The sequence below is a fragment of the Ruegeria sp. MALMAid1280 genome (assembly GCF_049195285.1).
Classification (GTDB): Bacteria; Pseudomonadota; Alphaproteobacteria; order Rhodobacterales; family Rhodobacteraceae; genus Ruegeria.
Genome location: NZ_JBMIRT010000059.1, coordinates 350,272 through 372,687 on the forward strand (window position 1 = coordinate 350,272; position 22,416 = coordinate 372,687).

20 protein-coding genes are annotated in these 22,416 nt (G+C 61.0%); 12 read left to right on the forward strand and 8 right to left on the reverse strand.

All coding sequences use genetic code 11. The features are described from left to right. The first annotated feature begins 150 nt into the window (after nucleotides 1-150). From ACOQFT_RS18640 to ACOQFT_RS18650, 3 genes are all read left to right on the forward strand, one after another. Nucleotides 151-2,283: a malate synthase G gene (locus ACOQFT_RS18640; protein ID WP_421599366.1), complete on the forward strand. Its 2,133-nt coding sequence runs from the start codon at nucleotides 151-153 to the stop codon at nucleotides 2,281-2,283. Between the two features lie 24 nt (nucleotides 2,284-2,307). Next, complete coding sequence (locus ACOQFT_RS18645; RefSeq protein WP_421599367.1) at nucleotides 2,308-2,733, forward strand: GlcG/HbpS family heme-binding protein; 426 nt, start codon at nucleotides 2,308-2,310, stop codon at nucleotides 2,731-2,733. A gap of 220 nt (nucleotides 2,734-2,953) precedes the next feature. Beyond that, nucleotides 2,954-3,733 (forward strand): gamma-glutamyl-gamma-aminobutyrate hydrolase family protein, encoded by a 780-nt coding sequence (locus tag ACOQFT_RS18650; RefSeq protein WP_421599368.1) that lies wholly within the window; start codon nucleotides 2,954-2,956, stop codon nucleotides 3,731-3,733. A gap of 41 nt (nucleotides 3,734-3,774) precedes the next feature. On the opposite strand, the gene ACOQFT_RS18655 is transcribed toward ACOQFT_RS18650, so the two are convergent. Both ACOQFT_RS18655 and ACOQFT_RS18660 read right to left on the reverse strand, forming a co-directional pair. After that, the gene (locus ACOQFT_RS18655) at nucleotides 3,775-6,015 is read right to left on the reverse strand and encodes a molybdopterin cofactor-binding domain-containing protein (RefSeq protein ID WP_421599369.1); all 2,241 of its coding nucleotides are present in this window, start codon (nucleotides 6,013-6,015) and stop codon (nucleotides 3,775-3,777) included. 3 nt (nucleotides 6,016-6,018) lie between these two features. Further along, nucleotides 6,019-6,483, reverse strand: coding sequence for a (2Fe-2S)-binding protein (locus ACOQFT_RS18660; RefSeq protein ID WP_421599370.1), 465 nt, complete (start codon nucleotides 6,481-6,483; stop codon nucleotides 6,019-6,021). Nucleotides 6,484-6,583: 100 nt separating this feature from the next. Here ACOQFT_RS18660 and ACOQFT_RS18665 point away from each other — a divergent pair, with 100 nt between their 5' ends. After that, nucleotides 6,584-7,162 carry a TetR/AcrR family transcriptional regulator gene (locus tag ACOQFT_RS18665; protein ID WP_421599371.1) on the forward strand — a complete coding sequence of 193 codons (579 nt, stop codon included), beginning with the start codon at nucleotides 6,584-6,586 and terminating at the stop codon, nucleotides 7,160-7,162. On the opposite strand, the gene kynU is transcribed toward ACOQFT_RS18665, so the two are convergent. After that, the gene (gene kynU / locus ACOQFT_RS18670; protein WP_421599372.1) at nucleotides 7,155-8,348 is read right to left on the reverse strand and encodes a kynureninase; all 1,194 of its coding nucleotides are present in this window, start codon (nucleotides 8,346-8,348) and stop codon (nucleotides 7,155-7,157) included. The genes ACOQFT_RS18665 and kynU overlap by 8 nt on opposite strands. 172 nt (nucleotides 8,349-8,520) lie before the next feature. On the opposite strand from kynU, the gene ACOQFT_RS18675 reads away from it, so the two are divergent. The 7 genes from ACOQFT_RS18675 (at nucleotide 8,521) to ACOQFT_RS18705 (ending at nucleotide 16,490) form a co-directional block, all read left to right on the forward strand. Further along, on the forward strand, nucleotides 8,521-8,970 hold the full coding sequence (locus ACOQFT_RS18675; RefSeq protein WP_170441286.1) for a methyltransferase family protein: 450 nt from the start codon (nucleotides 8,521-8,523) through the stop codon (nucleotides 8,968-8,970). Between the two features lie 129 nt (nucleotides 8,971-9,099). Then, nucleotides 9,100-10,671: a Re/Si-specific NAD(P)(+) transhydrogenase subunit alpha gene (locus ACOQFT_RS18680; RefSeq protein ID WP_421599373.1), complete on the forward strand. Its 1,572-nt coding sequence runs from the start codon at nucleotides 9,100-9,102 to the stop codon at nucleotides 10,669-10,671. Nucleotides 10,672-10,684: 13 nt separating this feature from the next. Then, nucleotides 10,685-12,139, forward strand: coding sequence for an NAD(P)(+) transhydrogenase (Re/Si-specific) subunit beta (locus ACOQFT_RS18685; protein ID WP_421599374.1), 1,455 nt, complete (start codon nucleotides 10,685-10,687; stop codon nucleotides 12,137-12,139). A gap of 179 nt (nucleotides 12,140-12,318) precedes the next feature. Next, nucleotides 12,319-12,675 (forward strand): VOC family protein, encoded by a 357-nt coding sequence (locus ACOQFT_RS18690; protein WP_421599375.1) that lies wholly within the window; start codon nucleotides 12,319-12,321, stop codon nucleotides 12,673-12,675. Between the two features lie 107 nt (nucleotides 12,676-12,782). Further along, nucleotides 12,783-14,060, forward strand: coding sequence for a DUF3422 family protein (locus ACOQFT_RS18695; RefSeq protein ID WP_421599376.1), 1,278 nt, complete (start codon nucleotides 12,783-12,785; stop codon nucleotides 14,058-14,060). Nucleotides 14,061-14,129: 69 nt separating this feature from the next. Next, the gene (locus ACOQFT_RS18700) at nucleotides 14,130-15,272 is read left to right on the forward strand and encodes an MFS transporter (protein WP_421599377.1); all 1,143 of its coding nucleotides are present in this window, start codon (nucleotides 14,130-14,132) and stop codon (nucleotides 15,270-15,272) included. A 54-nt stretch (nucleotides 15,273-15,326) separates the two neighbouring features. Beyond that, on the forward strand, nucleotides 15,327-16,490 hold the full coding sequence (locus tag ACOQFT_RS18705; RefSeq protein ID WP_421599378.1) for a M20 aminoacylase family protein: 1,164 nt from the start codon (nucleotides 15,327-15,329) through the stop codon (nucleotides 16,488-16,490). 42 nt (nucleotides 16,491-16,532) lie between these two features. Here ACOQFT_RS18705 and ACOQFT_RS18710 read toward each other — a convergent pair whose 3' ends face one another. Together ACOQFT_RS18710 and moaA are read right to left on the reverse strand one after the other, a co-directional pair. Then, entirely contained in the window at nucleotides 16,533-17,855 is a 1,323-nt protein-coding gene (locus ACOQFT_RS18710; RefSeq protein WP_421599379.1) for a 3-deoxy-D-manno-octulosonic acid transferase, read from the reverse strand. A gap of 1 nt (nucleotide 17,856) precedes the next feature. Continuing rightward, on the reverse strand, nucleotides 17,857-18,864 hold the full coding sequence (gene moaA, locus ACOQFT_RS18715) for a GTP 3',8-cyclase MoaA (RefSeq protein ID WP_421599380.1): 1,008 nt from the start codon (nucleotides 18,862-18,864) through the stop codon (nucleotides 17,857-17,859). Nucleotides 18,865-18,954: 90 nt separating this feature from the next. Here moaA and ACOQFT_RS18720 point away from each other — a divergent pair, with 90 nt between their 5' ends. Beyond that, nucleotides 18,955-19,371: a hypothetical protein gene (locus ACOQFT_RS18720; RefSeq protein ID WP_421599381.1), complete on the forward strand. Its 417-nt coding sequence runs from the start codon at nucleotides 18,955-18,957 to the stop codon at nucleotides 19,369-19,371. Here ACOQFT_RS18720 and ACOQFT_RS18725 read toward each other — a convergent pair. The 3 genes from ACOQFT_RS18725 to glmS are packed head-to-tail and all read right to left on the reverse strand — an operon-like array spanning nucleotide 19,359 to nucleotide 22,413. Beyond that, on the reverse strand, nucleotides 19,359-20,045 hold the full coding sequence (locus tag ACOQFT_RS18725; protein ID WP_421599382.1) for a DNA alkylation repair protein: 687 nt from the start codon (nucleotides 20,043-20,045) through the stop codon (nucleotides 19,359-19,361). The genes ACOQFT_RS18720 and ACOQFT_RS18725 overlap by 13 nt on opposite strands. Before the next feature lie 4 nt (nucleotides 20,046-20,049). Next, nucleotides 20,050-20,589, reverse strand: a complete 540-nt coding sequence (locus ACOQFT_RS18730; RefSeq protein WP_421599383.1) for a pyridoxamine 5'-phosphate oxidase family protein — start codon at nucleotides 20,587-20,589, stop codon at nucleotides 20,050-20,052. A 3-nt stretch (nucleotides 20,590-20,592) separates the two neighbouring features. Continuing rightward, nucleotides 20,593-22,413: a glutamine--fructose-6-phosphate transaminase (isomerizing) gene (glmS, locus tag ACOQFT_RS18735; protein ID WP_421599384.1), complete on the reverse strand. Its 1,821-nt coding sequence runs from the start codon at nucleotides 22,411-22,413 to the stop codon at nucleotides 20,593-20,595. Nucleotides 22,414-22,416: the final 3 nt, after the last annotated feature.

Below are 22,416 nucleotides of genomic sequence, written 5' to 3' on the forward strand. Positions count from 1 at the left end.
CTGCAACCGCGGCTTCACTGTCTTGTCGTTTTTGAAGCACCTCCGTGCAAGACCGAAGGGTTCGAACGTGGCGTCGAAAGTTGCCTGTCGGAAACAATCGGCTTAAATGCGTGCGGCATACAATGGCGCACAATGGCGGAGAGACACCAAATGAGCAGCAGACAGGCACGCAGCGGACTTCAGGTTGATACGGTTCTGGCCGAGTTTATCGAAGGCAAGGCCCTGCCGGGAAGCGGTGTCACGGCTGCGACGTTCTGGGATGGTCTGTCGCGGATGGCCGCCGAGTTGGGCCCCAAGAACCGCGCCTTGCTGGCCAAGCGAGAAAAGATCCAGGGGCAGGTCGATGGCTGGCATCTGGGACGCAAGGGGCAGGCGCATGACCCCGCCGCCTATCAGGCTTTCCTGCGCGAAATCGGGTACCTGGTCGATGAAGGCGCGGATTTTCAGATCGAGACCTCCGGCGTCGACCCCGAGATTGCACTGATTCCCGGCCCGCAATTGGTCGTGCCGATCACCAACGCCCGTTTCGCTCTGAACGCAGCCAACGCGCGCTGGGGCAGCCTGTATGATGCGCTGTATGGCACCGACGCGATGGGCGATCTGCCTGCCGGCAAAGGCTATGACGCAGAACGTGGCGCGCGCGTTATTGCGTGGGCCAAAGCGTTCCTTGACGATGCTGTTCCACTTGCAAGGGGCTCTTGGGCAGATGTCACGGGACTGAGCGTGAACGCGGGTGCGTTGGTGCCCGCGCTGGCGGATGCGTCCAGTTTTGTGGGCTACGGCGGCGCGGCTGACAAACCTGAATTCGTCCTGCTCAAGAACAACGGCCTGCACATCCAGATCATGATCGACCCGATCAGCGCAATTGGCGCGACGGACCCGGCCAACATCTCGGACCTGCGTACGGAGTCGGCTCTGTCCACGATCATGGATTGCGAAGACTCGGTTGCGTGTGTGGATGCCGCTGACAAGGTCGTGGCCTACGGCAACTGGCTGGGCCTGATGAAAGGTGACCTGACCGAAGAGGTGCGCAAATCCGGCAAGACCTTCACCCGCAAGCTGTCTGGTGATCTGGCCTATACCGGTGCAGACGGCGTGGACGCGAGGCTGAAAGGCCGCTCGCTGATGCTGGTGCGCAATGTGGGCCACCTGATGACCAACCCGGCCGTTCTGGACGCCGATGGCAATGAGATCGGTGAGGGCCTGATGGATGCGCTTTGCACCACGCTGATCGCCATGCACGATTTGGCTCGCGAAGGCGGGAACTCGGTCACCGGTTCGGTCTATGTAGTGAAGCCCAAGATGCACGGGCCGGAAGAGGTGGCGTTCTCGGTCGAAATCTTCGACATGGTCGAAGACATCCTCGGCCTGCCGCGTAACACCGTAAAGCTGGGCATCATGGATGAGGAACGCCGCACCTCGGCCAACCTCAAGGAATGTATCCGCGCCGCGAAATCGCGCGCGGCCTTCATCAATACCGGTTTCCTCGACCGGACGGGGGATGAGATTCATACCTCGATGGAAGCTGGCCCGATGTTGCCCAAGGGCGACATCAAGATCACGCCGTGGATTGCCTCGTATGAGGATCGCAACGTCGATATCGGTCTGGCCTGCGGCCTGAAGGGTAAGGCGCAGATCGGCAAGGGGATGTGGGCGATGCCCGACCGGATGGGTGACATGCTGGACGCCAAGATCGACCATCCGCAATCCGGTGCGACCTGCGCTTGGGTGCCGTCGCCGACCGCCGCGACCCTGCACGCGACGCACTACCACAAGGTCGACGTTCTGGCCCGTCAGGACGAACTGGCCGCCGGTGGTGCCCGTGGCACGCTGGAGGACCTGCTGACGATACCGCTGCTGGGCGGCCGCAACCTTGGCGATGATGAGATCACGCGTGAGATCGAGAACAACGCTCAGGGCATTCTGGGCTATGTCGTGCGCTGGGTCGATCAGGGTGTGGGCTGCTCGAAAGTGCCCGACATCAACGATATCGGTCTGATGGAAGACCGCGCGACCTGCCGGATCTCCAGCCAGGCGTTGGCCAACTGGTTGCATCATGATGTTGTCTCGGAAGAACAGGTCATGGCGGCAATGCGCAAAATGGCCGTTGTGGTGGATCGCCAGAATGAAAACGATCCCGACTATTCTCCGATGGCGCCCGGCTTCGACGGCATCGCCTTTCAGGCCGCCTGCGATCTGGTGTTCAAGGGCCGTATCCAGCCCTCGGGTTATACCGAGCCGGTCCTGCACGCCCGCCGTCTGGAACTGAAAGCCAGCCTTTAATCTCAACGAACGAGAGGACACATCATGGCAGTTAACCTGCGCAAAGCCCGCACGATCATTCGGAAAACACTGGAAAAAGGCCGCGAGATGGAGCTAAGGCCTTTGTCCGTCGTCGTTCTGGACGCAGGCGGCCACGTCATCGCGTTTGAGCGCGAAGACGGCGCAGCCCCCGGTCGTTTCGCTATTGCGCATGGTAAGGCCTATGGCTCGGTCATGCTGGGCATGGCGGGCACAGCGCAAATGCAGCGGGCCGAGGCGCAGGCCTATTTCATGGCCGCTGTGAACGGCGTCTATGGCGGACAAGTCGTACCGGTTCCGGGCGGCATTCTTCTGCGGGACCGCAAAGGAGAGGTCGTCGGGGCGGTTGGCGTGACCGGCGATACCTCGGACAATGATGCGACAGCAGGAATGACCGGAGTTGAGGCGGCTGGCCTGACCGGAGAAATCTGATTTCCTTCAGTCTTTGCTGATGAGTAATGGCGGTTTCCGGGAAATTATCCCTGGATTTCCGCCATTATCGCAACTGTGTTCTTGTATTTTGTCGAATATCAGAACGCTGTGTGCGTGATTGAACACGTCCTTGCGCTGTCATGCAGGGCGTGTTCTGTTGCACGTTTCCATTGCCGCGGGTAGCTTTCCTGTTAATCAAACTGGTAGCAAGGAATACGGAATGACTCGACCCGTCGTCGGTATCATCGGCAACTCTTACCTCATGAACGATGAATACCCGACACATGCGGGTGGTACGATGAATTCCGAGGCCGTGGCCAACGTTTCGCATTGCCTTCCACTATTGATCCCTTCTGATCCGCGCTACGTCACGGTCGAAGAATTGCTTGAGGTCTGTGACGGTTTCCTCCTGACCGGTGGGCGCCCGAATGTACATCCCGAGGAATATGGCGAGGACGCCACTGACGCGCATGGTGAGTTCGACCGGGCGCGGGATGCGATCACCCTGCCTCTGGTCCGGGCCTGTGTGGAACGCGGCCAGCCGTTCATGGGCATTTGCCGTGGGTTCCAAGAGGTCAACGTGGCGATGGGCGGGACGCTTTATCCGGAAATCCGCGATCTGCCGGGCCGTATGAACCACCGGATGCCGCCGGACGGGACGTTGGAGGAAAAGTTTGCCCTGCGCCATGTGGTTTCGTTGGACGAAGGTGGCGTGTTTCACCAACTGTTCGGCGCCCCCGAGGTGATGACCAACACGCTGCACGGTCAAGGCATCAAGACTGTCGGGCAGCGCGTCGTGATCGACGGGCACGCCCCTGATGGCACGCCCGAGGCGATCTATATCAAGGATGCGCCCGGATTTACCCTGTCGGTGCAATGGCACCCCGAGTGGGATGCCATCAACGATCCGGTCTCACGTCCTCTGTTCGAGGCGTTCGGTACAGCCGTACGTGCCTGGGCGACAGGATCGAACGCCGGCCTGATACAGCAAACGGCGTGAATATTGCGCCGGCCCGCAATAGTGGAACCGGCGCATCGCGATCAGACCAGCAGGTTGAACTGATTGCTCAGCGGTAGGGTGCGGGCGCGTTTCCCTGTCAGGTCGAACAGAGCATTGCCAAGGGCGGGCATGGACGGCGGCGTGCCGGGCTCACCCGCGCCACCCATATGGCGGTTGGTTTCCAGCACGCGCACTTCGACCTGCGGCGCGGTGTGCATACGCAGCGCGTCATAGTCGGGGAAGTTGTATTGCTCGACCTCGCCCTCGGCAAAGGTGATCTCGCCGTAGCAGGCCGCAGACAGACCGTACATCATGCCGCCGAACATCTGCGCCTTGACGTTTTCGGGGTCCAGAGCCAGCCCCATGTCACAGGCAATCCACGCCTTGTTGATGCGGATGGTGCCGTCTTCGTCGACCACTTCGATCACCTGCGCTACCGGAGTGCCAAAGCTGTAGGTGAAGGCCACGCCGCGTCCGACGCCATCCGGCGTCTGACCTGTCCAGCCCGACATTTCTTTGACAGCTTCCAGGCAACCCGCCGAAGGCGCGTGCTCGGATTTCATCAGCTCCAGCCGGAATTCCAGCGGGTCCTGACCGGCGGCGTGGGCCATCTCGTCCATGAAGGTTTCATGGAAGAACCCGTTGTGGCTGTTGCCGACCGAGCGCCAGAACCCGACGGGGACGTCAAGCTTGGCGATGTGGCCGCTCATCCGGTAATTCGGCACCGCGTAGGGTTGGTTGAAGAAGCCTTCGACCAGCACCTTGTCCGGGCCCGCACCGGGCATTCCGGTGTAGCGCGTCACCGCCTGCTGGGTGCAGGATTGCGCGGCCACTTTGCCGTCGATCAGAACCGCTTTGCCGTCCTGCACTGCGCCGCGCATCCGGGCGATGGCGCCGGGGCGGAAGTAGTCATGGCGCATGTCCTCTTCGCGGCTCCATGTGGTCTGAACCGGAGTGCCGGGCATCTCCATGGCAATCTTGGTGGCGATCTCACCAAAGTCCAGCTCACCCCGACGACCAAAGCCGCCGCCCAGATAGGTCGTGTGGATTTGGACGGCTTCGGTATCCAGACCGGCTGTGTTGGCCACACGGAAGCGAATCAAGGTCGGGGCCTGATTGCCGCACCACAGTTCCAAAGCGTCACCGGTATAAAGCGCGGTGGCGTTCATCGGCTCCATCGTGGCGTGGGCCAGATAGGGCAGGCGGTACTCTGCCGTGATCTCGGTCGCGCTCTCGGGCGTTACATCGACATCGCCGTCATCGCGCATGGTCGAGTTTGGGGCGTCGTCAAATGCCTCGGCAATCTTGGCAAAGATACCATCCGTGTCGGGCGGATAGGGAGCGTCACCCCAATCCACGTCGATCGCCTCAACCGCCTGATTGGCCAGCCATGTGTTGTTGGCAATCACCGCGACACCGGTGCCCAGATCGACAATCTTCTCGACCCCCGGCATGGATTTCGCGATGCTGTCGTCGAAACTGTTCATCGCGCCGCCCAACCTGGGGTTCATGCGCACGGCAGCAAATTTCATGCCCGGCAGGCGGACGTCGACACCGAACTCAGCCGTCCCGGTCACCTTTTCGACCATGTCCAGACGCGGTTGGGTCTGGCCCAGATACCGCCACTCGGACGGATCCCGCAGAGGTGCGTCGATCGGCTCAAGCTTGGCAACTTCGGTGGCAAGTTCGGTGTAAGGAATTTTGTCACCGTCTGGGGCGATGACATGACCCGAGGCCGTTTTCAGTTCACTGCGGTCAAGGCCCAGCCGATCCGCCGCAGCCTGTTTCAGCGTCTCGCGGGCCGAGGCTCCGGCCTGGCGCATCCGCTCGAACCCGTCTTTCATCGAGGTCGACCCACCGGTGACTTGAAGGCTCAGCGCCTTGCCAAGAACTCCCAGCGCCTCGCCCAGATTGTGCTGGAAGTCCGAGACGTCATAACCTTTGTTGGGCAAGCTTTCCCCCATCAGCGCCGAGTTGTAATAGGCCGCCGCCGCCGGACCGTGCAGGACGGTGATCTGGTCCAGATCAACGTCCAGTTCCTCGGCAATCAGCGCGGCCCATGTGGTTTTGACGCCCTGTCCCATCTCGGCACGGGGGGCAAAGAGCGTCACGCCGTTCTGGTCGATCAGAACAAATGGGTTCAGCGCCGCCTGACCCTTGCCGGGTTTCAGCGGGTTTGCGGCAGGGCGGCTGACGTAATAGGCACCGAACGCCACGCCGCCGACAATCGCGGCAGAGCCGATCAGGAAGGTGCGGCGGAGGATTTTTCCAACAGATGCCATCGGTTACACCTCCTTCAGTTTGCCGGCCGCGTCATGGATCGCGGCGCGGATACGGGGGTAGGTGCCACAGCGGCACAGGTTACCTTGCATGGCTTCGTCAATCTCGGCGTCCGAGGGGGCGGGGTTTTCCGCCAACAGCGCGGCGGCCTGCATGATCTGGCCTGACTGGCAGTAGCCGCACTGCGCCACCTGATGATCGACCCAGGCCTGTTGAAGCGTGGTCATTGCGTCGGGCGACCCCATCCCTTCGATCGTGGTCACATCACCCCAGACATCCGACAGCGTCACCTGGCAGGACCGCACGGCCTCGCCATCGATATGTACGGTACAAGCCCCACAGGCGGCCACGCCGCAGCCGAATTTGGTTCCGGTCAAGCCGACCTCATCCCGCAGCACCCAAAGCAGGGGGACGTCATCGGGCAGGTCTACCTGATGTTGCTTTCCGTTGATTTTTAGCGCGGTCGCCATGGCGCACCTCATCTAGCTGTGGCTGGTTTTGTGACATAATTGGCTTAAAGTGTCAGTGTGTCAATTGACAAAATGAACAAAAACTGTCACGAGTTCAAGTATGACGGAAACAGTTGACGATTCACGGCAAAAGGCGATCCTGAATTCCGCTTTTCAGGCCTTTGCCACTTATGGATTTAGAAAGACCTCGATGGATGACATAGCGCGCGGGGCGGGAATGTCCCGGCCAGCCGTGTATCTGCACTTCAGGAACAAAGAGGCGATCGTCAGCAAACTGACCGAGGTTTATTACGCCGAGAAAAGCGCGGCAGTCGCCGAAGCCCTGGCATCTTCTGGGTCGGTGCCCGACGTTCTGACCCGCGCGATAAAAGCCCAGACCGAGGGGATGGCGGCGATACTGGCCTCACCTCACGGGCTTGAGATGCTGGACAATACCAAATCCATGGCGGCCGAGATCATCTCGGAAGGAGAGGCCAGGATGGCGGGTCTGTACGCTGATTGGTTGACGCAGCAAGCGCAGGCCGGGCGGGTGCGTCTGTTGGCCGGGGCGGCCGAGACCGGCAGGACGATCACCGCCACGCTCAAGGGGCTCAAGCTGATCGGGGCAGGGGCTGAGGTCTATGAACAGCAGGTGGCGCAGATTGCGGCGCTGATCGGCGCTGGGCTTGAGGTCAGGTAACCCGCTGTCGCACCTTGTATTCCGGGGCATCCCACAAACGGTTCTGCATGATGTCGGTCAGGATATCGACGGCGCGCTCCACATCCTGTTCGTCGATGTAAAGCGGCGTGAAGCCGAACCGCATGATGTCGGGCGAACGGAAATCTCCGATCACGCCGCGGGCGATCAGGGCCTGCATCGCGGCGTACCCGTCGGCAAACCGGAACGAAACCTGACTGCCGCGCTGGTTCGGATCACGCGGACTGGCCAGTTGCAGCTCGGGGCAGGTGGCCTCGACGCGGGCGATGAACAGCTCGGTCAGGTCGATGGACTTGGCGCGCACATCCGCCATGTCTGCCATGTCCCAGATATCCATCGCTGCCGACAAAGCGGTCATCTGGATGATCGGAGGGGTTCCGACCCGCATCCTTTCGATGCCGCTGCCGGGGCGGTAGTCCAGATCAAAGGCAAAGGGGGCTTCATGCCCCAGCCAGCCGGACAGGGCGGGGCGCACGCGGTCAGCCAGGCGTGGGGCGACATAGATAAACGCAGGCGCGCCGGGGCCGCCATTCAGGTACTTGTACGTGCAGCCCACTGCGAAATCGGCATTGCAACCGGACAAGTCCACCGGGATAGCGCCTGCGGAATGGGCCAGATCCCAGACGGTCACGGTGCCGTTGGCTTGGGCCAGTTCGGTCAGTGCCTTCATGTCGTGCATCCGTCCGCTGCGGTAGTCGGCCTCGGTCAGCATCAGAACGGCGACGTCTTCGGTGATGTGGGCGGCCACGTCCTCGGGCGCGACAACCCGCAATTCGTAATCCGACCCAAGCGAGCGCAACAGGCCGTCCACCATATATAGGTCCGAGGGGAAGTTGCCGCTGTCCGACAGCACAACCTTGCGGTCCGGGCACAGTTCAAGGGCCGAGGCTACGGCCTGATAGACTTTGATCGACAACGTGTCGCCGGTCACGACCGTACCGGGCTCGGCGCCGATCAACCGACCGATGCGGTCACCCAGCCCGGTCGGCATCGCCATCCACCCGGCCTTGTTCCAGCCGGTGATCAGCATCTGTCCCCATTCGTTGCGCATCATGTCGTTCACCCGGTCGCTGGCGGCGCGCGGCAGCGGGCCCAGCGAGTTGCCGTCAAGGTAAATAACGCCGTCGGGCAGATCGAACATGGCTTTGGTCGCGGCAAAATCTGTCATCTGAGGCTCATCATTTTGTGTCACGGTTCGGCAGTTGTCTTCGGCCTATCCGATCTGCAATTGCCTGTCCATTGATGCGACATACTGAGCTTTTGCCAATCTGTTCCGAAAGCGATAGGAAAGCGCTCAGAAGCGACACATCTTTACGCTTCGTCAATTGCGGGGAATGAACATGCGCCGGATCGACATACCTCCTGTCTGGCTTGTCGGGTTTGCTGTGTTGGCCTGGCTGCAGGCGCGCCATTTGTCGCTGGGGTTGTCCCTGGACAGCGGCCTGACCGACCTGCTGAGCGGTATCCTGATCGGAGGCGGTATCCTGTTTGCGGTTCTGGCAATTGTCGAATTCCGCCGACACAAGACAACGGTCATTCCGCATGAAACGCCCTCGTCTTTGGTGCAAACGGGCATCTACACCCGCAGCCGCAATCCGATCTACGTCGGTGATGTCCTGATCCTTGCCGGTCTGGTTCTGCGGTTCGATGCGGTGCTGTCTCTGGTTTTGGTTCCTGTCTTCGTATGGGTGCTGGAACGCCGCTTCATACTGCCTGAAGAAGACCGCTTGCGCCGTACGTTTCGTGCGGATTTCGCCCGGTATGAACGCAAGACCCGACGGTGGATCTAGGATGGCCAGGGTCATGACACCACGTAACGATTGCTGCGCTTGCGAAACAATGTTGCGCAAGATACATGTTTGCTTAACAAACATAACCGACCACACGCTCGGATCGAGTGAGAATTAGGGGGACTGCCAGTGAAAATAGGCACACCAAAGGAAATACTGGACGGTGAGAACCGGGTCGCGATGACCCCGGATTCGGCTGTGCAGTTGCAGAAACTGGGCTATGAATGCGCCATCGAAAAAGGGGCGGGTGCTGCTGCCGGTTTTTCGGATGAGGCCTATGAGGCCGCAGGCGTCGAGATTGTAAAAACCGCCGCGTCGCTGTGGAAAAACTCTGACATCATCGCCAAAGTTCGGATCCCGACTGAGACCGAGCTAAAGCGTCTGACCAAAGGCAAGACACTGATTTCCTTCTTCAACCCGGCAGGGAACGAAGAAGGGATGGAGCTGGCCAAGTCCAAGGGCGCCAACGTGATCGCGATGGAGATGGTGCCGCGTATTTCTCGCGCTCAGAAGATGGATGCGCTGTCTTCGATGGCCAATATTGCCGGTTACCGCGCGGTGATCGAGGCGGGCAACAACTTTGGCCGTTTCTTCACCGGTCAGGTCACGGCGGCCGGCAAGGTACCGCCTGCGAAGGTTCTGATTGTTGGCGCGGGTGTGGCCGGTCTGGCGGCCATCGGGACGTCGACTTCGCTGGGTGCAATCACCTATGCGTTCGACGTGCGCCCCGAAGTGGCCGAACAGGTCGAATCCATGGGGGCCGAATTCGTCTATCTGGACTTTGAAGAGGACCAGCAGGACGGCGCGGCGACCGGCGGTTACGCCTCGGTCCAGTCGGAAGAGTTCCGCGAGGCGCAGCTGGCCAAGTTCCGCGAACTGGCGCCCGAGATGGACATTGTCATCACCACCGCCCTGATCCCCAACCGCCCGGCACCGAAGCTGTGGCTTGAGGATATGGTCAAGGCGATGAAGCCGGGCTCGGTCATCGTTGACCTTGCAGCCGAGCGTGGCGGCAACGTGGAAGGCACCGTGCCGGATGAGAAGATCGTGACCGACAATGGCGTGACCATCATCGGCTATACCGACTTCCCCAGCCGGATGGCGGCGCAGTCTTCGTCTTTGTACGCGACCAATATCCGTCACATGATGACCGACCTGACGCCCGAGAAGGACGGTCAGATCAACCACGACATGGAAGATGACGTGATCCGCGGCTCGACCGTGACCCATGAGGGCGAGATCACCTTCCCGCCGCCACCGCCCAAAGTGCAGGCGATTGCAACGCAGAAGAAACCCGAGGTCAAGGAACTGACCCCGGAAGAGAAAAAGGCGCAAGAGATTGCGGCCTTCAAGGCGCAGACCAAGCAGCAGTTCACGCTGCTGGGGGTCGGCGGTGCGCTGATGCTGCTGGTGGGGCTGGTTGCTCCGGCCAGCTTCATGCAGCATTTTATCGTCTTCGTACTGGCGATCTTTGTCGGCTTCCAGGTGATCTGGAACGTCTCGCATTCGTTGCATACGCCGTTAATGGCGATCACCAACGCGATCTCGTCGATCATCATCGTTGGGGCGCTGATGCAGATCGGATCGGGCTCGTTCCTGGTTATTCTGCTGGCGGCGCTTTCCGTTTTCATGGCCGGGATCAACATCTTCGGCGGCTTCCTCGTAACCCGGCGCATGCTTGCCATGTTCCAGAAATCTTAAGGAGGCCGGGCACATGGAATTTGGCTTCACCACTGCCGCCTATGTCGTTGCGGCTGTTCTGTTCATCCTTTCGCTCGGCGGTCTGTCAAACCAGGAAAGCGCCAAGCGCGCGGTTTGGTACGGCATCGTCGGTATGGCGCTGGCGGTCTTTGCCACGCTGGTCGGTCCAGGTTCGGGCCTGTGGCTGCTGTCTCTGCTGCTGATCGCTGGCGGTGGCTTTATCGGTCAATATGTGGCGCAGCGCGTCCAGATGACCGAGATGCCGCAGCTGGTGGCCGCGATGCACTCGCTGGTCGGTCTGGCGGCTGTGTTCGTCGGCTACAACGCGCATTTCGAAGTTCTGAACGTCGCCGAAGTGATGGCGGCCGAGGATGCATCGAAAGAGGTGCTGTACACCGGTCTTGGAGGGTTTGCCCAACTGATCGCCAAGAAAACCCCCGCAGAGCTGTCGATCCTGCATGTCGAGCTGTTTTTGGGTGTCTTCATTGGGGCTATCACCTTTACCGGTTCAGTCGTGGCCTATGGCAAGCTGGCGGGCAAGGTAACATCTGCGGCGACCAAGCTGCCCGGCGGTCATGCGCTGAACGCGGCAGCGGCGGGTCTCTCGCTGATTTGTCTGATCTGGTATACCGCATCGGGCGGCTTTTTCCCGCTGTTCCTGATGACACTAGCGGCGCTGTTCATCGGCTATCACCTGATCATGGGCATCGGCGGCGCCGACATGCCGGTGGTTGTGTCGATGCTGAACTCGTATTCGGGTTGGGCTGCTGCGGCGATCGGCTTCTCGCTGGGCAACGACCTGCTGATCGTGGTTGGCGCGCTGGTGGGTTCGTCGGGTGCGATCCTGTCCTACATCATGTGTAAGGCGATGAACCGTCACTTTGTCAGCGTGATCCTTGGCGGCTTTGGCGGCCCGCAGGGCGAGCAGATGGCCGTTGAGGGCGAGCAGGTGGCGATCGACGCCGATGGCGTTGCTGCGGCTCTGAATGACGCCGACAGCGTGATCATCATCCCCGGCTACGGCATGGCGGTGGCACAGGCGCAGCAGTCTGTTTCCGAACTGGTCCGCAAGCTGCGCGCCAAGGGTAAAGAGGTGCGCTTTGCGATCCACCCCGTTGCCGGTCGTCTGCCAGGCCACATGAACGTGCTGCTGGCCGAGGCCAAGGTGCCCTATGACATCGTTCTTGAAATGGACGAGATCAACGAGGACTTCCCGGATACGGATGTGGCTATCGTCATCGGTTCGAACGACATCGTGAACCCTGCGGCGCAGGAAGATCCGAACAGCCCCATCGCCGGGATGCCAGTTCTGGAATGCTGGAAGGCAAAGCAGGTGTTCGTGTCCAAGCGCGGTCAGGGTACCGGCTATTCGGGCATCGAAAACCCGCTGTTCTTCAAGGAAAACACACGCATGTTCTATGGCGACGCCAAGCAGTCACTGGACAAGCTACTGCCGATGATCGACTGATCTACAGGGTTAACCAAATTGCAAAGGGCGCCTTCGGGCGCCCTTTTCTGTTTTCCTTGGAATGGGGCTTTGCCCTGCCGCCACCGAATGCTCGAAGCCCAGGCGGCCCCCCAAAGATATTTTTGGCCAGATGAAGCAATCGGGGTACTGTTGGCAAACGCAACCCGGGGAGGTCGGTGATGCAGAAAGTGAATGGAATAGGTGGCGTGTTCTTTCGCGCGCGTGATCCCGAAGCCCTGAGTGCCTGGTACGAAAAGCACCTTGGCGTCAATCACTACGATCCGGTGCCCTGGAAGCAGCGCGAGGGCTACACAGTGTTTGCCCCTTTCGCGCAGGATACCGAGTATTTCGGGCGCGCCGAACAGCAATGGATGATCAATTTCCGTGTCGATGATCTGGCTGCGATGATCACCCAGTTACAAGCCGCCGGGATCACGGTTGAAACCCGTGCCGAGTGGGACAGCGAGGTCGGAAAGTTTGCCCGCATTCATGACCCTGAGGGCAATCCGATCGAGCTGTGGCAGCCAAATCAATGACATAGCGGGATGTGTATACTGTCGTATCCATGTAAGTGCATGAAATAAAAAGAGAATTGATGTATTTCCGATGTCTCGTATAGTGCACGGATGAATCGGAGCCCTGTATGACGCCCATCGACGACCATCCGCTGCGCTATGCGCTGGCCAATGAACTGCATGCGCGCCCTTTTCCGGTCGCGGGGACGCCGTGCACCGTGGCTTTTCTTGCGATCAAAAAGCCCGAGGCTGCGGCAGCGCGGGATCGGGATGAGGATCTGGCCCATCTGATCAACCTGTTGGATCGGCATGGCGCACAGCACCCGCAGCCTCAGGCCACCCACTACGCAGGGCAGATCGGTCGTCACTGGCTGAAATGGGAACAGCATACCGAGTTCGTCACCTATACCGCGATCACGCAGAACGTCAGTGACCGCGCCTTTAACCCGGCCGATTTTGAGGTCTTCCCGCCTGATTGGTTGATGGCCAGCCCGGGACAGCGCGTAACCTCGGCGATGATCCGGGTGGTCGGACGGCAGCAGGATGAAGCGGTTCAGGCGGCTCTGGCGGATTGGTTCGAGCCCGAAAGCCTGGCTGTGGCACGGGTACTGGACGATGCTGCCATTTGTGCCTGCGATTTTCGCATCGACCCGGCCGGTCACATGCGCTTTGCACTGTTTGTGACCAAGGGCACCGGTCGGCGCCGGACCGGTCGTATCATTCAGCGCCTGTGTGAGATCGAGACTTACAAGGCGATGTCGATGCTGGGTTTCGCCCGGGTCAAACAACTGACGCCCCGTATCGGCGAGTTGGACAGCAGGCTGACCGGGTTGATGGGGCAGATGACGGACAATTCGGCCCATCCCGACGAATTGCTGCCTGATCTGCTGTCTACCTCGACCGAGCTTGAGACCCTTTCAGCCCAGTGTTCGTTCCGGTTTGGGGCAACGGGCGCTTATGAGGCGATCGTGAACCAGAGGATTGAAGTTCTGCGGGAAGAGCGGTTCGAGGGCCGTCAGAGCTTTGCCGATTTCATGATGCGCCGCTACGACCCAGCAATACGCACGGTGAAGTCCACGGAACGTCGTTTGCAGGCGCTGTCCGACCGGGCCATTCGGGCCGGGGAACTGTTGCGGACGCGGGTCGATGTGGAGCGCAGCGCGCAAAACCAGGCGCTGCTGGAAAGCATGGATCGTCGCGCCGATCTGGCCTTGCGTCTGCAGCACACGGTCGAGGGGCTCTCGGTCGTTGCGATCAGCTACTATGCCGTCTCACTGGTCAGCTATGTGTTGTACCCGCTGACCAAGGCCGGGATGAGCAAGGGGATGCTGACGGCGGCGGTGACGATCCCGGTGGTGCTGGCGGTCTGGTTCTTTATCCGGCAGGTTCGCAAGCGGCTGGAATGAACGGCATTTGCCAATCCACCCTCAGCCTGTAGAACAGGGGCGAGTGACGCTGTCTGCGAAGGAAACCCGGTGATCGGACTTGTGGCCGCGTGGCGGGCCGTGGCTGCCATGTTCATCCTGAACGGTGCGCTGTTCGGCATCTGGGCGTCCCGTATCCCCGCCGTGCGTGACCGGCTTGACCTGACGCATGAGGCGCTGGGCTATGGCCTTTTGTTCATGGCGGCTGGGGCGGTGTGTTCCTTTCCCGTCACCGGGCGACTGACCGACCGGTTCGGAGCGGTGGCCCTGACGCGGATCGTCGCGGTTCTCTACACGCTGTCGCTGATTCTGCTGGCCATGGCGGATGGGTTCTGGGCGTTGGCGGCGTTTCTGTTTGTGTTCGGGGCTTTTCACGGCTCGATGGATGTAGCGATGAACGCTTGGGCGGCCGAGGTGGAGCAGGCCTTTTGCAAGCCTGTCATGTCCTCGTTTCACGCGATGTGGAGCCTTGGGGCCGGGCTGGGCGCGCTCAGCGGGTTTGGCGCGGTGCAGATGGGGCTGACGGTGATGCAGCACTTTTTGCTGGCCGGTGGTGTCGTCGTGGCCCTGGCGCTGGCTTTGTCCTGGGTGCGCTGGTCGTCCCGCAAAGCCGCGGCGCATGGAGGGGCGGTTTTTGCATTACCCTCGGGCGCGCTGATCCTCGTGGGTTTCACCGCCCTGTGCGGAGCATTGGGCGAAGGTGCCGTGGCGGATTGGAGCGCGATATTCCTGCGCGATGTAACCGGAGCAGCGGAAAGCATCGCAGCCCTTGGGTACGCTGTGTTTTCGGTGACCATGGTGGCCTTCCGGCTGGCCGGGGGCTTCGTGATCGCCCGCTTTGGCCCCGTTGCCATTGCCCGTTTCGGCGGCGTTTGCGCGGCGTTGGGCGTGCTGGGTGTTGTCTCGGCAGGCGAGGCAGGGCTGGCTCTGGCAGGCTTTGCTCTGATGGGCGTCGGCTATGCCGTGATCATGCCGTTGGCCTTCAGCCGGGCCGCCAATGATCCGCACGTCCCACCGGGGCAGGCCATCGCAAGTGTGGCGACGCTCGGCTATGGAGGATTGCTGATCGGCCCGCCGCTTATTGGGTTTCTGGCAGAGATGCTTACATTACGACTGGCGTTCACGGCCTTGCTGCCTTTGGCCGTTCTGATTGCCTTGTTGTCCGGCGCGCTGCGGCCTGCGCCTTTGGATTGACGCCACGATTAAACCGGGATTTACCCAGGTCAAAAAACAAGATGGGAGATGACCATGCCGATCAAGAACCGCTTCGCCGAACTGCAGAGTGAAATCACCGAGTGGCGCCGCGATATTCATGAAAACCCCGAGATTCTGTTCGAGACTCATCGCACCAGCGCATTGGTCGCGGACAAACTGAAGGAGTTCGGCTGCGATGAGGTGGTGACCGGCATCGGCCGCACCGGTGTCGTTGGTGTTATCAAGGGCAAGGTTGATACGGGCGGCAAGGTGATTGGTCTGAGGGCGGACATGGATGCGTTGCCAATCCACGAGGCAACGGGGTTGGACTATGCCTCCAAGACCGAGGGGGCGATGCACGCTTGCGGCCATGATGGACACACGGCGATGTTGCTGGGGGCGGCGAAATACCTCTCGGAAACGCGGAACTTTGACGGCACGGTTGTGGTGATATTTCAGCCGGCGGAAGAGGGCGGCGGCGGCGGCCGCGAGATGTGCGAAGACGGTATGATGGACCGCTGGGGCATTCAGGAGGTTTACGGGATGCACAATTGGCCCGGCCGCCCCGTAGGCAGCTTTGCCATTCGTCCGGGCGCGTTTTTTGCCGCCACAGATCAGTTCGACATCACGTTCGAAGGCAAAGGCGGACACGCCGCCAAACCGCATGAGACCGTCGATACCACAGTGATGGCCGCGCAGGCTGTGCTGGCCTTGCAGACGGTCGCCGCGCGCAATGCTGATCCGGTGGACCAGGTTGTGGTCTCGGTGACATCATTTGAGACCTCGTCCACAGCGTTCAACGTGATCCCGCAAACGGTGCAGTTGAAAGGGACCGTTCGCACGATGAGTTCGGAGATGCGGGATCTGGCAGAGAAACGTATTAAGGAAATCTGCAGCGGCGTGGCTGCGACCTTTGGCGGGGTCGCCGAGGTGACGTACTACCGGGGCTATCCGGTGATGGTGAACAGCGATGAGCAGACCGGTTTCGCCGCAGATGTCGCGCGATCCGTTTCGGGCAACTGCGACGAGGCACCCTTGATCATGGGCGGCGAGGATTTTGCCTTTATGCTCGAGGAGCGTCCGGGGGCGTATATTCTGGTCGGCAATGGCGACACAGCGGCGGTGCACCATCCCGAATACAATTTCAACGATGAGGCTATTCCGGCCGGGTGCAGCTGGTGGGCCGGAATCGTGGAACAGCGGATGCCTGCTGCTTGAGGGTCAGCGCGGGGGCTCTGCCCCCGCACCCCCGGGATATTTTTAGCCAGATGAAGATGAATCCCGGGCAGACAGGCTGAGTTGGGTGCAGAGCGTATCGACGATTGCATCCAGCGCGGTTTTTTGGGTGTTCACGCAGGATTTTGCGGCATTGCGCGCCGTGTCCAGAGCGTTTTGATCCGACAGCCAGGTTGCCACGGCTGCGGCCAGGTCGGTGGCAGTCTGGACTTGCAGTGCTCCACCTGTTGCGATCAGCGGGGCGAAGGTTTCGGCGAAGTTGAAATAGCCCGATCCGGTGATCACCGCGGCTCCGGCCTGTGCGGGTTCGAACGGGTTGTGGCCGCCAATCTCTTTCAATGAGCCGCCCAGAAACACAATGGGGCAGAGGGCGTACCATGTGCCGGTCTCACCCAGAGTGTCCGCCACGTAGATTTGTGTTTTCTCGGTGATCTGATCTCCGGCTGACCGGAGCGCCGCGTTTTGTCCGGCTTGCTCAATCAGTGCGGCCACGTCGTTGCGGCGCTCGGGGTGGCGGGGGATCAGCAGTAGAAGCAGATCGGGCCAGCGTTTGAGTAAGTCCGTATGGGCGGCCAGTACAATTTCTTCTTCGCCCGTATGGGTGGAACTGGCGATCCAGACGGGGCGGCTTCCGATCTGGGTGCGGATGTCCGTCAGCGTGGGTTCATCCACGGGCAGCGGGTCGGACATCGCCTTGAGGTTCGTACCGGGCTGAACGCGTTCCGCGCGTGCGCCCATGTCGATCAGGTTTGCCGCCGTTTTGTCGTTCTGCGTCAGGAACAGGCGGAAGTGGTCCAGAATGAAGCGCGTCGTGTCGGGGCGTTTCTTCCAGCCTTTGACGGATTTGTCCGACAGGCGGGCGTTGAGCAACGCCAGAGGGATGCCACGGACCGCGCCTTCGACAATCAGGCGCGGCCAGATTTCGCTTTCGACAAAAATACCGGCGTCGGGGCGCCAGTGATCCAGAAATCGCCGGACGGGGCCGGACATGTCTAGGGGCGGGTATTGGTGCCGTGTGCGTGGCGGCATACGTTTTTCGATCAGCGCAGCCGAGGTGGGGGTGCCCGAGGTGATCAGAAACTCGGCATCGGGCAGGCGCTCGCCCAGCCGTTTGATCAGGCTGATCACCGACAGGGTTTCACCGACGCTGGCTGCGTGGAACCAGATCAGGCGCCCGTCGGGGCGGGGCAGACTGGCGTGACCCAGACGTTCTTGTTGACGGATTACGGGAACGTCGGCCGCCTGCAGCTTTTTCCGCACCGTGCGCCAGACCAGCGGTCCTGCAACAGAGGTCAGGCCGCAATACAAGTGATAGAGCAATGTCGGTCGACCCGGTTGATCCGGCATGTCAGCCGCCTGTGTGGCTCATGTGACGGCTCATCTGGCCGTCAACCGCCTGACGGGAATAGTCGAAATCATGCCCCTTGGGCTTGAGGTTGATCGCGGCACGGATTGCATCCTCGAGCGGTTGCTCGGTGTCGGGATGGTCGCGCAGGGCGTCGCGCAGGTCGGCCATGTCCTCTTGGCCGAGGCACATGAAAAGCTCACCGGTGCAGGTCAGGCGCACGCGGTTGCAGCTTTCGCAGAAATTATGCGACAGCGGCGTGATGAAGCCGATCTTTTGCCCGGTTTCCTCCAGCCGTACATAGCGCGCAGGCCCACCGGTCCGTTCGGTCAGATCGGTTACCGTATAGTGGTTCTCGTATTCCTTGCGCACGTCTTTCAGCGACCAGTACTGATCGAGACGGTCCTCATTTCCGATGTCGCCCATTGGCATGACCTCGATCCAGGTCAGGTCCATGTCGCGTTCGGCGCACCATTTCGTGATAGTGGGCAGTTCTTCTTCGTTGAAACCCTTCAGGGCCACCGCGTTGATCTTGATCCGCAGTCCGGCTTTTTGCGCAGCATCAATGCCGTTCAGCACCTGTTTCAGGCGACCCCAGCGGGTGATCTGGGCAAACTTCTCCTCGTCGAGCGTGTCCAGCGAGATATTCACCCGCCGCACGCCCGCCGCATAAAGGTCATCCGCAAAGCGATGCAGTTGCGATCCATTGGTGGTCAGCGTCAGCTCTTTCAACGCGCCGCTGTCCAGATGCCGGGTCATGCTGTTGAAAAACGTCATGATATTGCGGCGCACAAGCGGTTCGCCACCGGTGATGCGTAGTTTCTCGACCCCCATCTTCACGAAGGTCGTGCACATGCGGTCCAGCTCTTCCAGCGTCAGCAGGTCTTTCTTTGGCAGGAATTTCATGTCCTCGGACATGCAGTACACGCAGCGGAAATCGCAGCGGTCCGTGACAGAGACGCGGAGATAGGTGATCGCACGGGCGAACGGGTCGATGAGAGGCGCAGTCATGCGACATAGGTAAAGCCGGGACATGCCTGCGACAAGGGCGAAGTTTCCTTTGCGCTGGTACAGATGCGCGCAGGGCGGTAGGCTGTCGGCATGAGGTATGCGCTTTTGACTTTGTGCGTTCTGGTTGCGGGGTGCGACACCGTCCGCTCGACGACAGACCGCGTTTTCGGGGGGGATGAAAAGCCCGCCGAGGCCGAAGAGGTTGTGGCCGAAACACCGGTTGAGCCGGAGCCCTTGCCGGCCACCGCTGCTGGCTGGGTCGGGGCCAAGACCACCATTGCCGGTTTGGGCGACCCGACGACGCCGGGCCGTTGGCTGCAGACGCCGCTGGTTGATACCGAATTCACCGGTCGCGTGGTTGTGCCGAAAACCGGGTCGCAGGCCTATATCACTCTGGTTCCCGCACCAGGGCCCGAGGGTGGCGGCAGCCGATTGTCGTTGGACGCGATGCGGGCCTTGTTGCTGCCGTTCGACGAGTTGGTTGAACTTGAGGTCTATTCCAACTGATCTTTCAGAAATTTTCCGGCTTCGCGGCGGGCAAAAGGTTTCATTGCGTCGCCATGTGAGGCCAGAAAGGCAATCACGCGGTCCGGGTCGTGTTTGGAAAGCTCACGCAGCCACCATGCGATGGCTTTCTGAATGAACCAGTGGCGGTCGGGGACATAGCCCGCCGCCCAGCCGAGGATACGGTCGCGCCGTGCCAGATCGTCGGGTTTGGGGTGGTTCTGTTTGGTCCAGGGCAGCGTGGCCACCAGCGCCGCGCGCCGTGTCCACATATGATCCGACGTCGTCCAGTGTTCGGCCTGATCCAGCCGGGATGGGTTGGCGGACAGGCGTTTCTGCATTGCCATGCAGGCGTGATCGGCCACCGCCCAAGCGTCGAAATCTGGCAGCCAGCTTTGCAGCAGATCCCAAACCGCCTCATCTGGGCGAATGCGGGCCTGTGTCAGCAGCTTGGCGGCGGCCAGACGGCCTTCGTGGATGTTGGTCTGCCAGAGCGCATCTGCCAGTTCCACGCGCGCATTCACATCCAGTTCCTGACGCCACGCTTTGGTGAGGTCATTCAGCACAGGGTTTCCGACTCCCAGATAAGGACGATCGGCCTTGTGATAAGCCGCCATCTGCTCGGCGCGCTCGGCATCCGCATGGGTTTTGATCTGATCCAGATAGGTGTCCAGCATCGGATCAGTTGGCGCGGGTCGGTTTGCCGTCGATGGTCTGCTGGTTCTTTTCCACCCAGTAGGCGCGGATGTCGTCGTCGGACTTGCCGTCCACCCATTTTTGCATGGTGTCCCGGTCGGACTGATACTCCATGAACGGCACCGCATAGCCGCAGGAGGTCTGAACCAGATCGATATCCAGATCATAAATCTGCCGCGCGCTGCGGTGATCGGGAAACAGGCCGGCCAGTTCGTCCCAGCCAGCGTCGCCCAAATGCAAGGTGCGCGCGGTCCCATAGGTGCGCAGGATCAGAGGGCGGGTGGTGAATGAACACCACATCAGCGTCATGCGATTGGTTTCCAGCAAATGCCCGGCGGTTTCATTGCCACTTCCTGTCAGGTTCATCCAGACAATCCGGTTCGGCCCTAGAACGCGCAGCGAATCCATCCCCTTGGGCGAGATATTCACCCGCCCGTCAGGTGCGGCGGTGCCGACAAAAAAGAGGTGCTGATCTGCGATGAACTTGCGCTGGGCGTCGTCCAGCTCCGGGAATTGCTTGGCCATGCTTCACTCCACCGTGACGGATTTCGCCAGATTGCGCGGTTGGTCTACATCGGTGCCCTTTGCCACCGCCGTGTGATAGGCCAGCAGTTGCGCCGGGACCGAATACAGGATCGGGGCGAGGCTGGCGTGGATGTGGGGCATACGGATGGTGCTCCAGACGCCATCTTCTGCCTCGGCAATGCCGTCATCGTCCGAGACCAGAATGACCTTGCCCTTGCGCGCCATCACCTCTTGCATGTTCGAAACGGTTTTGTCGAACACCGCATCGCGCGGGGCCATGACGACCACCGGCATATGTTTGTCGATCAGGGCGATGGGGCCGTGTTTCAGTTCACCCGACGCGTAACCTTCGGCGTGTATATAACTAATTTCCTTGAGTTTCAGCGCGCCTTCCATCGCCAGTGGGTACATCAGGCCGCGTCCCAGAAACAGCACGTCGCGGGCTTCGGACAGGCGCTGAGCGGATTTCCTGATGGCCTGGTTCTGATCCAGCGCGGTGTTGAGCGCCGTCGGCAGCCCGCGCAGCGCGGCGGCGTGATCGGCCAGTTCCTCGTCGCTCAGCGTTCCCCGGTCCGCAGCGGCCTTTAGCGCCAGCATCAGCAAAACGCTGAGCTGACAGGTGAACGCTTTGGTCGAGGCCACACCGATCTCGACCCCCGCGTGGATGGGCAGGGCGATATCGCTTTCCCGCGCGATCGAGCTTTCGGGAACGTTGACCACCGACACGATCTTGTCGGCCCTGCCCTCGCAATAGCGCAGCGCGGCCAACGTGTCGGCGGTTTCGCCCGACTGGCTGACGAACAACGCCGCCGTACGACCCGGGATCGGCGGTTCGCGATAGCGGAACTCGCTGGCGATATCGACTTCGACCGGCATCTTGGCCAGCTGTTCGAACCAGTATTTCGCGGTCAGACAGGCATAGAATGCGGTGCCGCAGGCGACCATGGTCAGACGGTCGAGCTTGGTAAAGTCCAGCTCACCCGGCAGAACGACCTCATCCCCGCCGGTGGGCAGGTATGACCGAATCGCTTCGGCCACCACCACGGGCTGCTCGGCGATTTCCTTGGCCATAAAGTGTTTGTGGCCGGCCTTGTCGGCCCGCGTCTGGTCCAGTTTGATCTGGCGGGTTTCGCGGTTTGCCAGCTCTCCGGCCTCGTTGCGAATCTCAAGCGAGGTGCGGGTCAGGACCGCGCGGTCGCCTTCCTCAAGATAGGTGATGCGGTCGGTCAGCGGCGCCAGCGCAATCGCATCCGAGCCCACGAACATCTCACCAACCCCATGCCCGATGGCCAGAGGGGAACCCTTGCGTGCCGCAACGATCAGGTCGTCTTGCCCATCGAACAGGAAGGCCAGTGCAAAAGCGCCCTTGAGGCGGTTGATGGTCTTGAAGGCGGCCTCAACCGGGGACAGGCCGGTGCTCAGGTAATGCTCGGCCATCAACGCCACGGTTTCGGTGTCGGTTTCGGTCACGAAATCCACGCCATGCTCGGCCAGTTCCGCCCGCAGCTCGCGATAATTCTCGACGATACCGTTATGCACCACGGCCACCGGGCCGGCCTTGTGCGGGTGCGCGTTGGTGACCGAGGGCGCACCATGGGTGGCCCAGCGGGTATGCCCGATGCCGGATTTGCCCGGCAGCGGGTCATGCACCAGCAGATCGCTGAGATTGACCAGCTTGCCCACCGCCCGGCGGCGCCCAAGCGCGCCATTATTGACCGTGGCGATGCCCGCACTGTCATAGCCGCGGTATTCCAGCCGCTTCAGCGCTTCGACCAGGATGGGGGCGGCTTCGTGTTCGCCCAGAACACCTACGATTCCACACATGGA

Coding starts and splice junctions, on each gene's coding strand:
- ACOQFT_RS18640 (WP_421599366.1), top strand. CDS start 151: ATGAGCAGCAGACAGGCACGCAGCGGACTTCAGGTTGATACGGTTCTG.
- ACOQFT_RS18645 (WP_421599367.1), top strand. CDS start 2,308: ATGGCAGTTAACCTGCGCAAAGCCCGCACGATCATTCGGAAAACACTG.
- ACOQFT_RS18650 (WP_421599368.1), top strand. CDS start 2,954: ATGACTCGACCCGTCGTCGGTATCATCGGCAACTCTTACCTCATGAAC.
- ACOQFT_RS18655 (WP_421599369.1), bottom strand. CDS start 6,015: ATGGCATCTGTTGGAAAAATCCTCCGCCGCACCTTCCTGATCGGCTCT.
- ACOQFT_RS18660 (WP_421599370.1), bottom strand. CDS start 6,483: ATGGCGACCGCGCTAAAAATCAACGGAAAGCAACATCAGGTAGACCTG.
- ACOQFT_RS18665 (WP_421599371.1), top strand. CDS start 6,584: ATGACGGAAACAGTTGACGATTCACGGCAAAAGGCGATCCTGAATTCC.
- kynU (WP_421599372.1), bottom strand. CDS start 8,348: ATGACAGATTTTGCCGCGACCAAAGCCATGTTCGATCTGCCCGACGGC.
- ACOQFT_RS18675 (WP_170441286.1), top strand. CDS start 8,521: ATGCGCCGGATCGACATACCTCCTGTCTGGCTTGTCGGGTTTGCTGTG.
- ACOQFT_RS18685 (WP_421599374.1), top strand. CDS start 10,685: ATGGAATTTGGCTTCACCACTGCCGCCTATGTCGTTGCGGCTGTTCTG.
- ACOQFT_RS18690 (WP_421599375.1), top strand. CDS start 12,319: ATGCAGAAAGTGAATGGAATAGGTGGCGTGTTCTTTCGCGCGCGTGAT.
- ACOQFT_RS18695 (WP_421599376.1), top strand. CDS start 12,783: ATGACGCCCATCGACGACCATCCGCTGCGCTATGCGCTGGCCAATGAA.
- ACOQFT_RS18705 (WP_421599378.1), top strand. CDS start 15,327: ATGCCGATCAAGAACCGCTTCGCCGAACTGCAGAGTGAAATCACCGAG.
- ACOQFT_RS18710 (WP_421599379.1), bottom strand. CDS start 17,855: ATGCCGGATCAACCGGGTCGACCGACATTGCTCTATCACTTGTATTGC.
- moaA (WP_421599380.1), bottom strand. CDS start 18,864: ATGACTGCGCCTCTCATCGACCCGTTCGCCCGTGCGATCACCTATCTC.
- ACOQFT_RS18720 (WP_421599381.1), top strand. CDS start 18,955: ATGAGGTATGCGCTTTTGACTTTGTGCGTTCTGGTTGCGGGGTGCGAC.
- ACOQFT_RS18725 (WP_421599382.1), bottom strand. CDS start 20,045: ATGCTGGACACCTATCTGGATCAGATCAAAACCCATGCGGATGCCGAG.
- ACOQFT_RS18730 (WP_421599383.1), bottom strand. CDS start 20,589: ATGGCCAAGCAATTCCCGGAGCTGGACGACGCCCAGCGCAAGTTCATC.
- glmS (WP_421599384.1), bottom strand. CDS start 22,413: ATGTGTGGAATCGTAGGTGTTCTGGGCGAACACGAAGCCGCCCCCATC.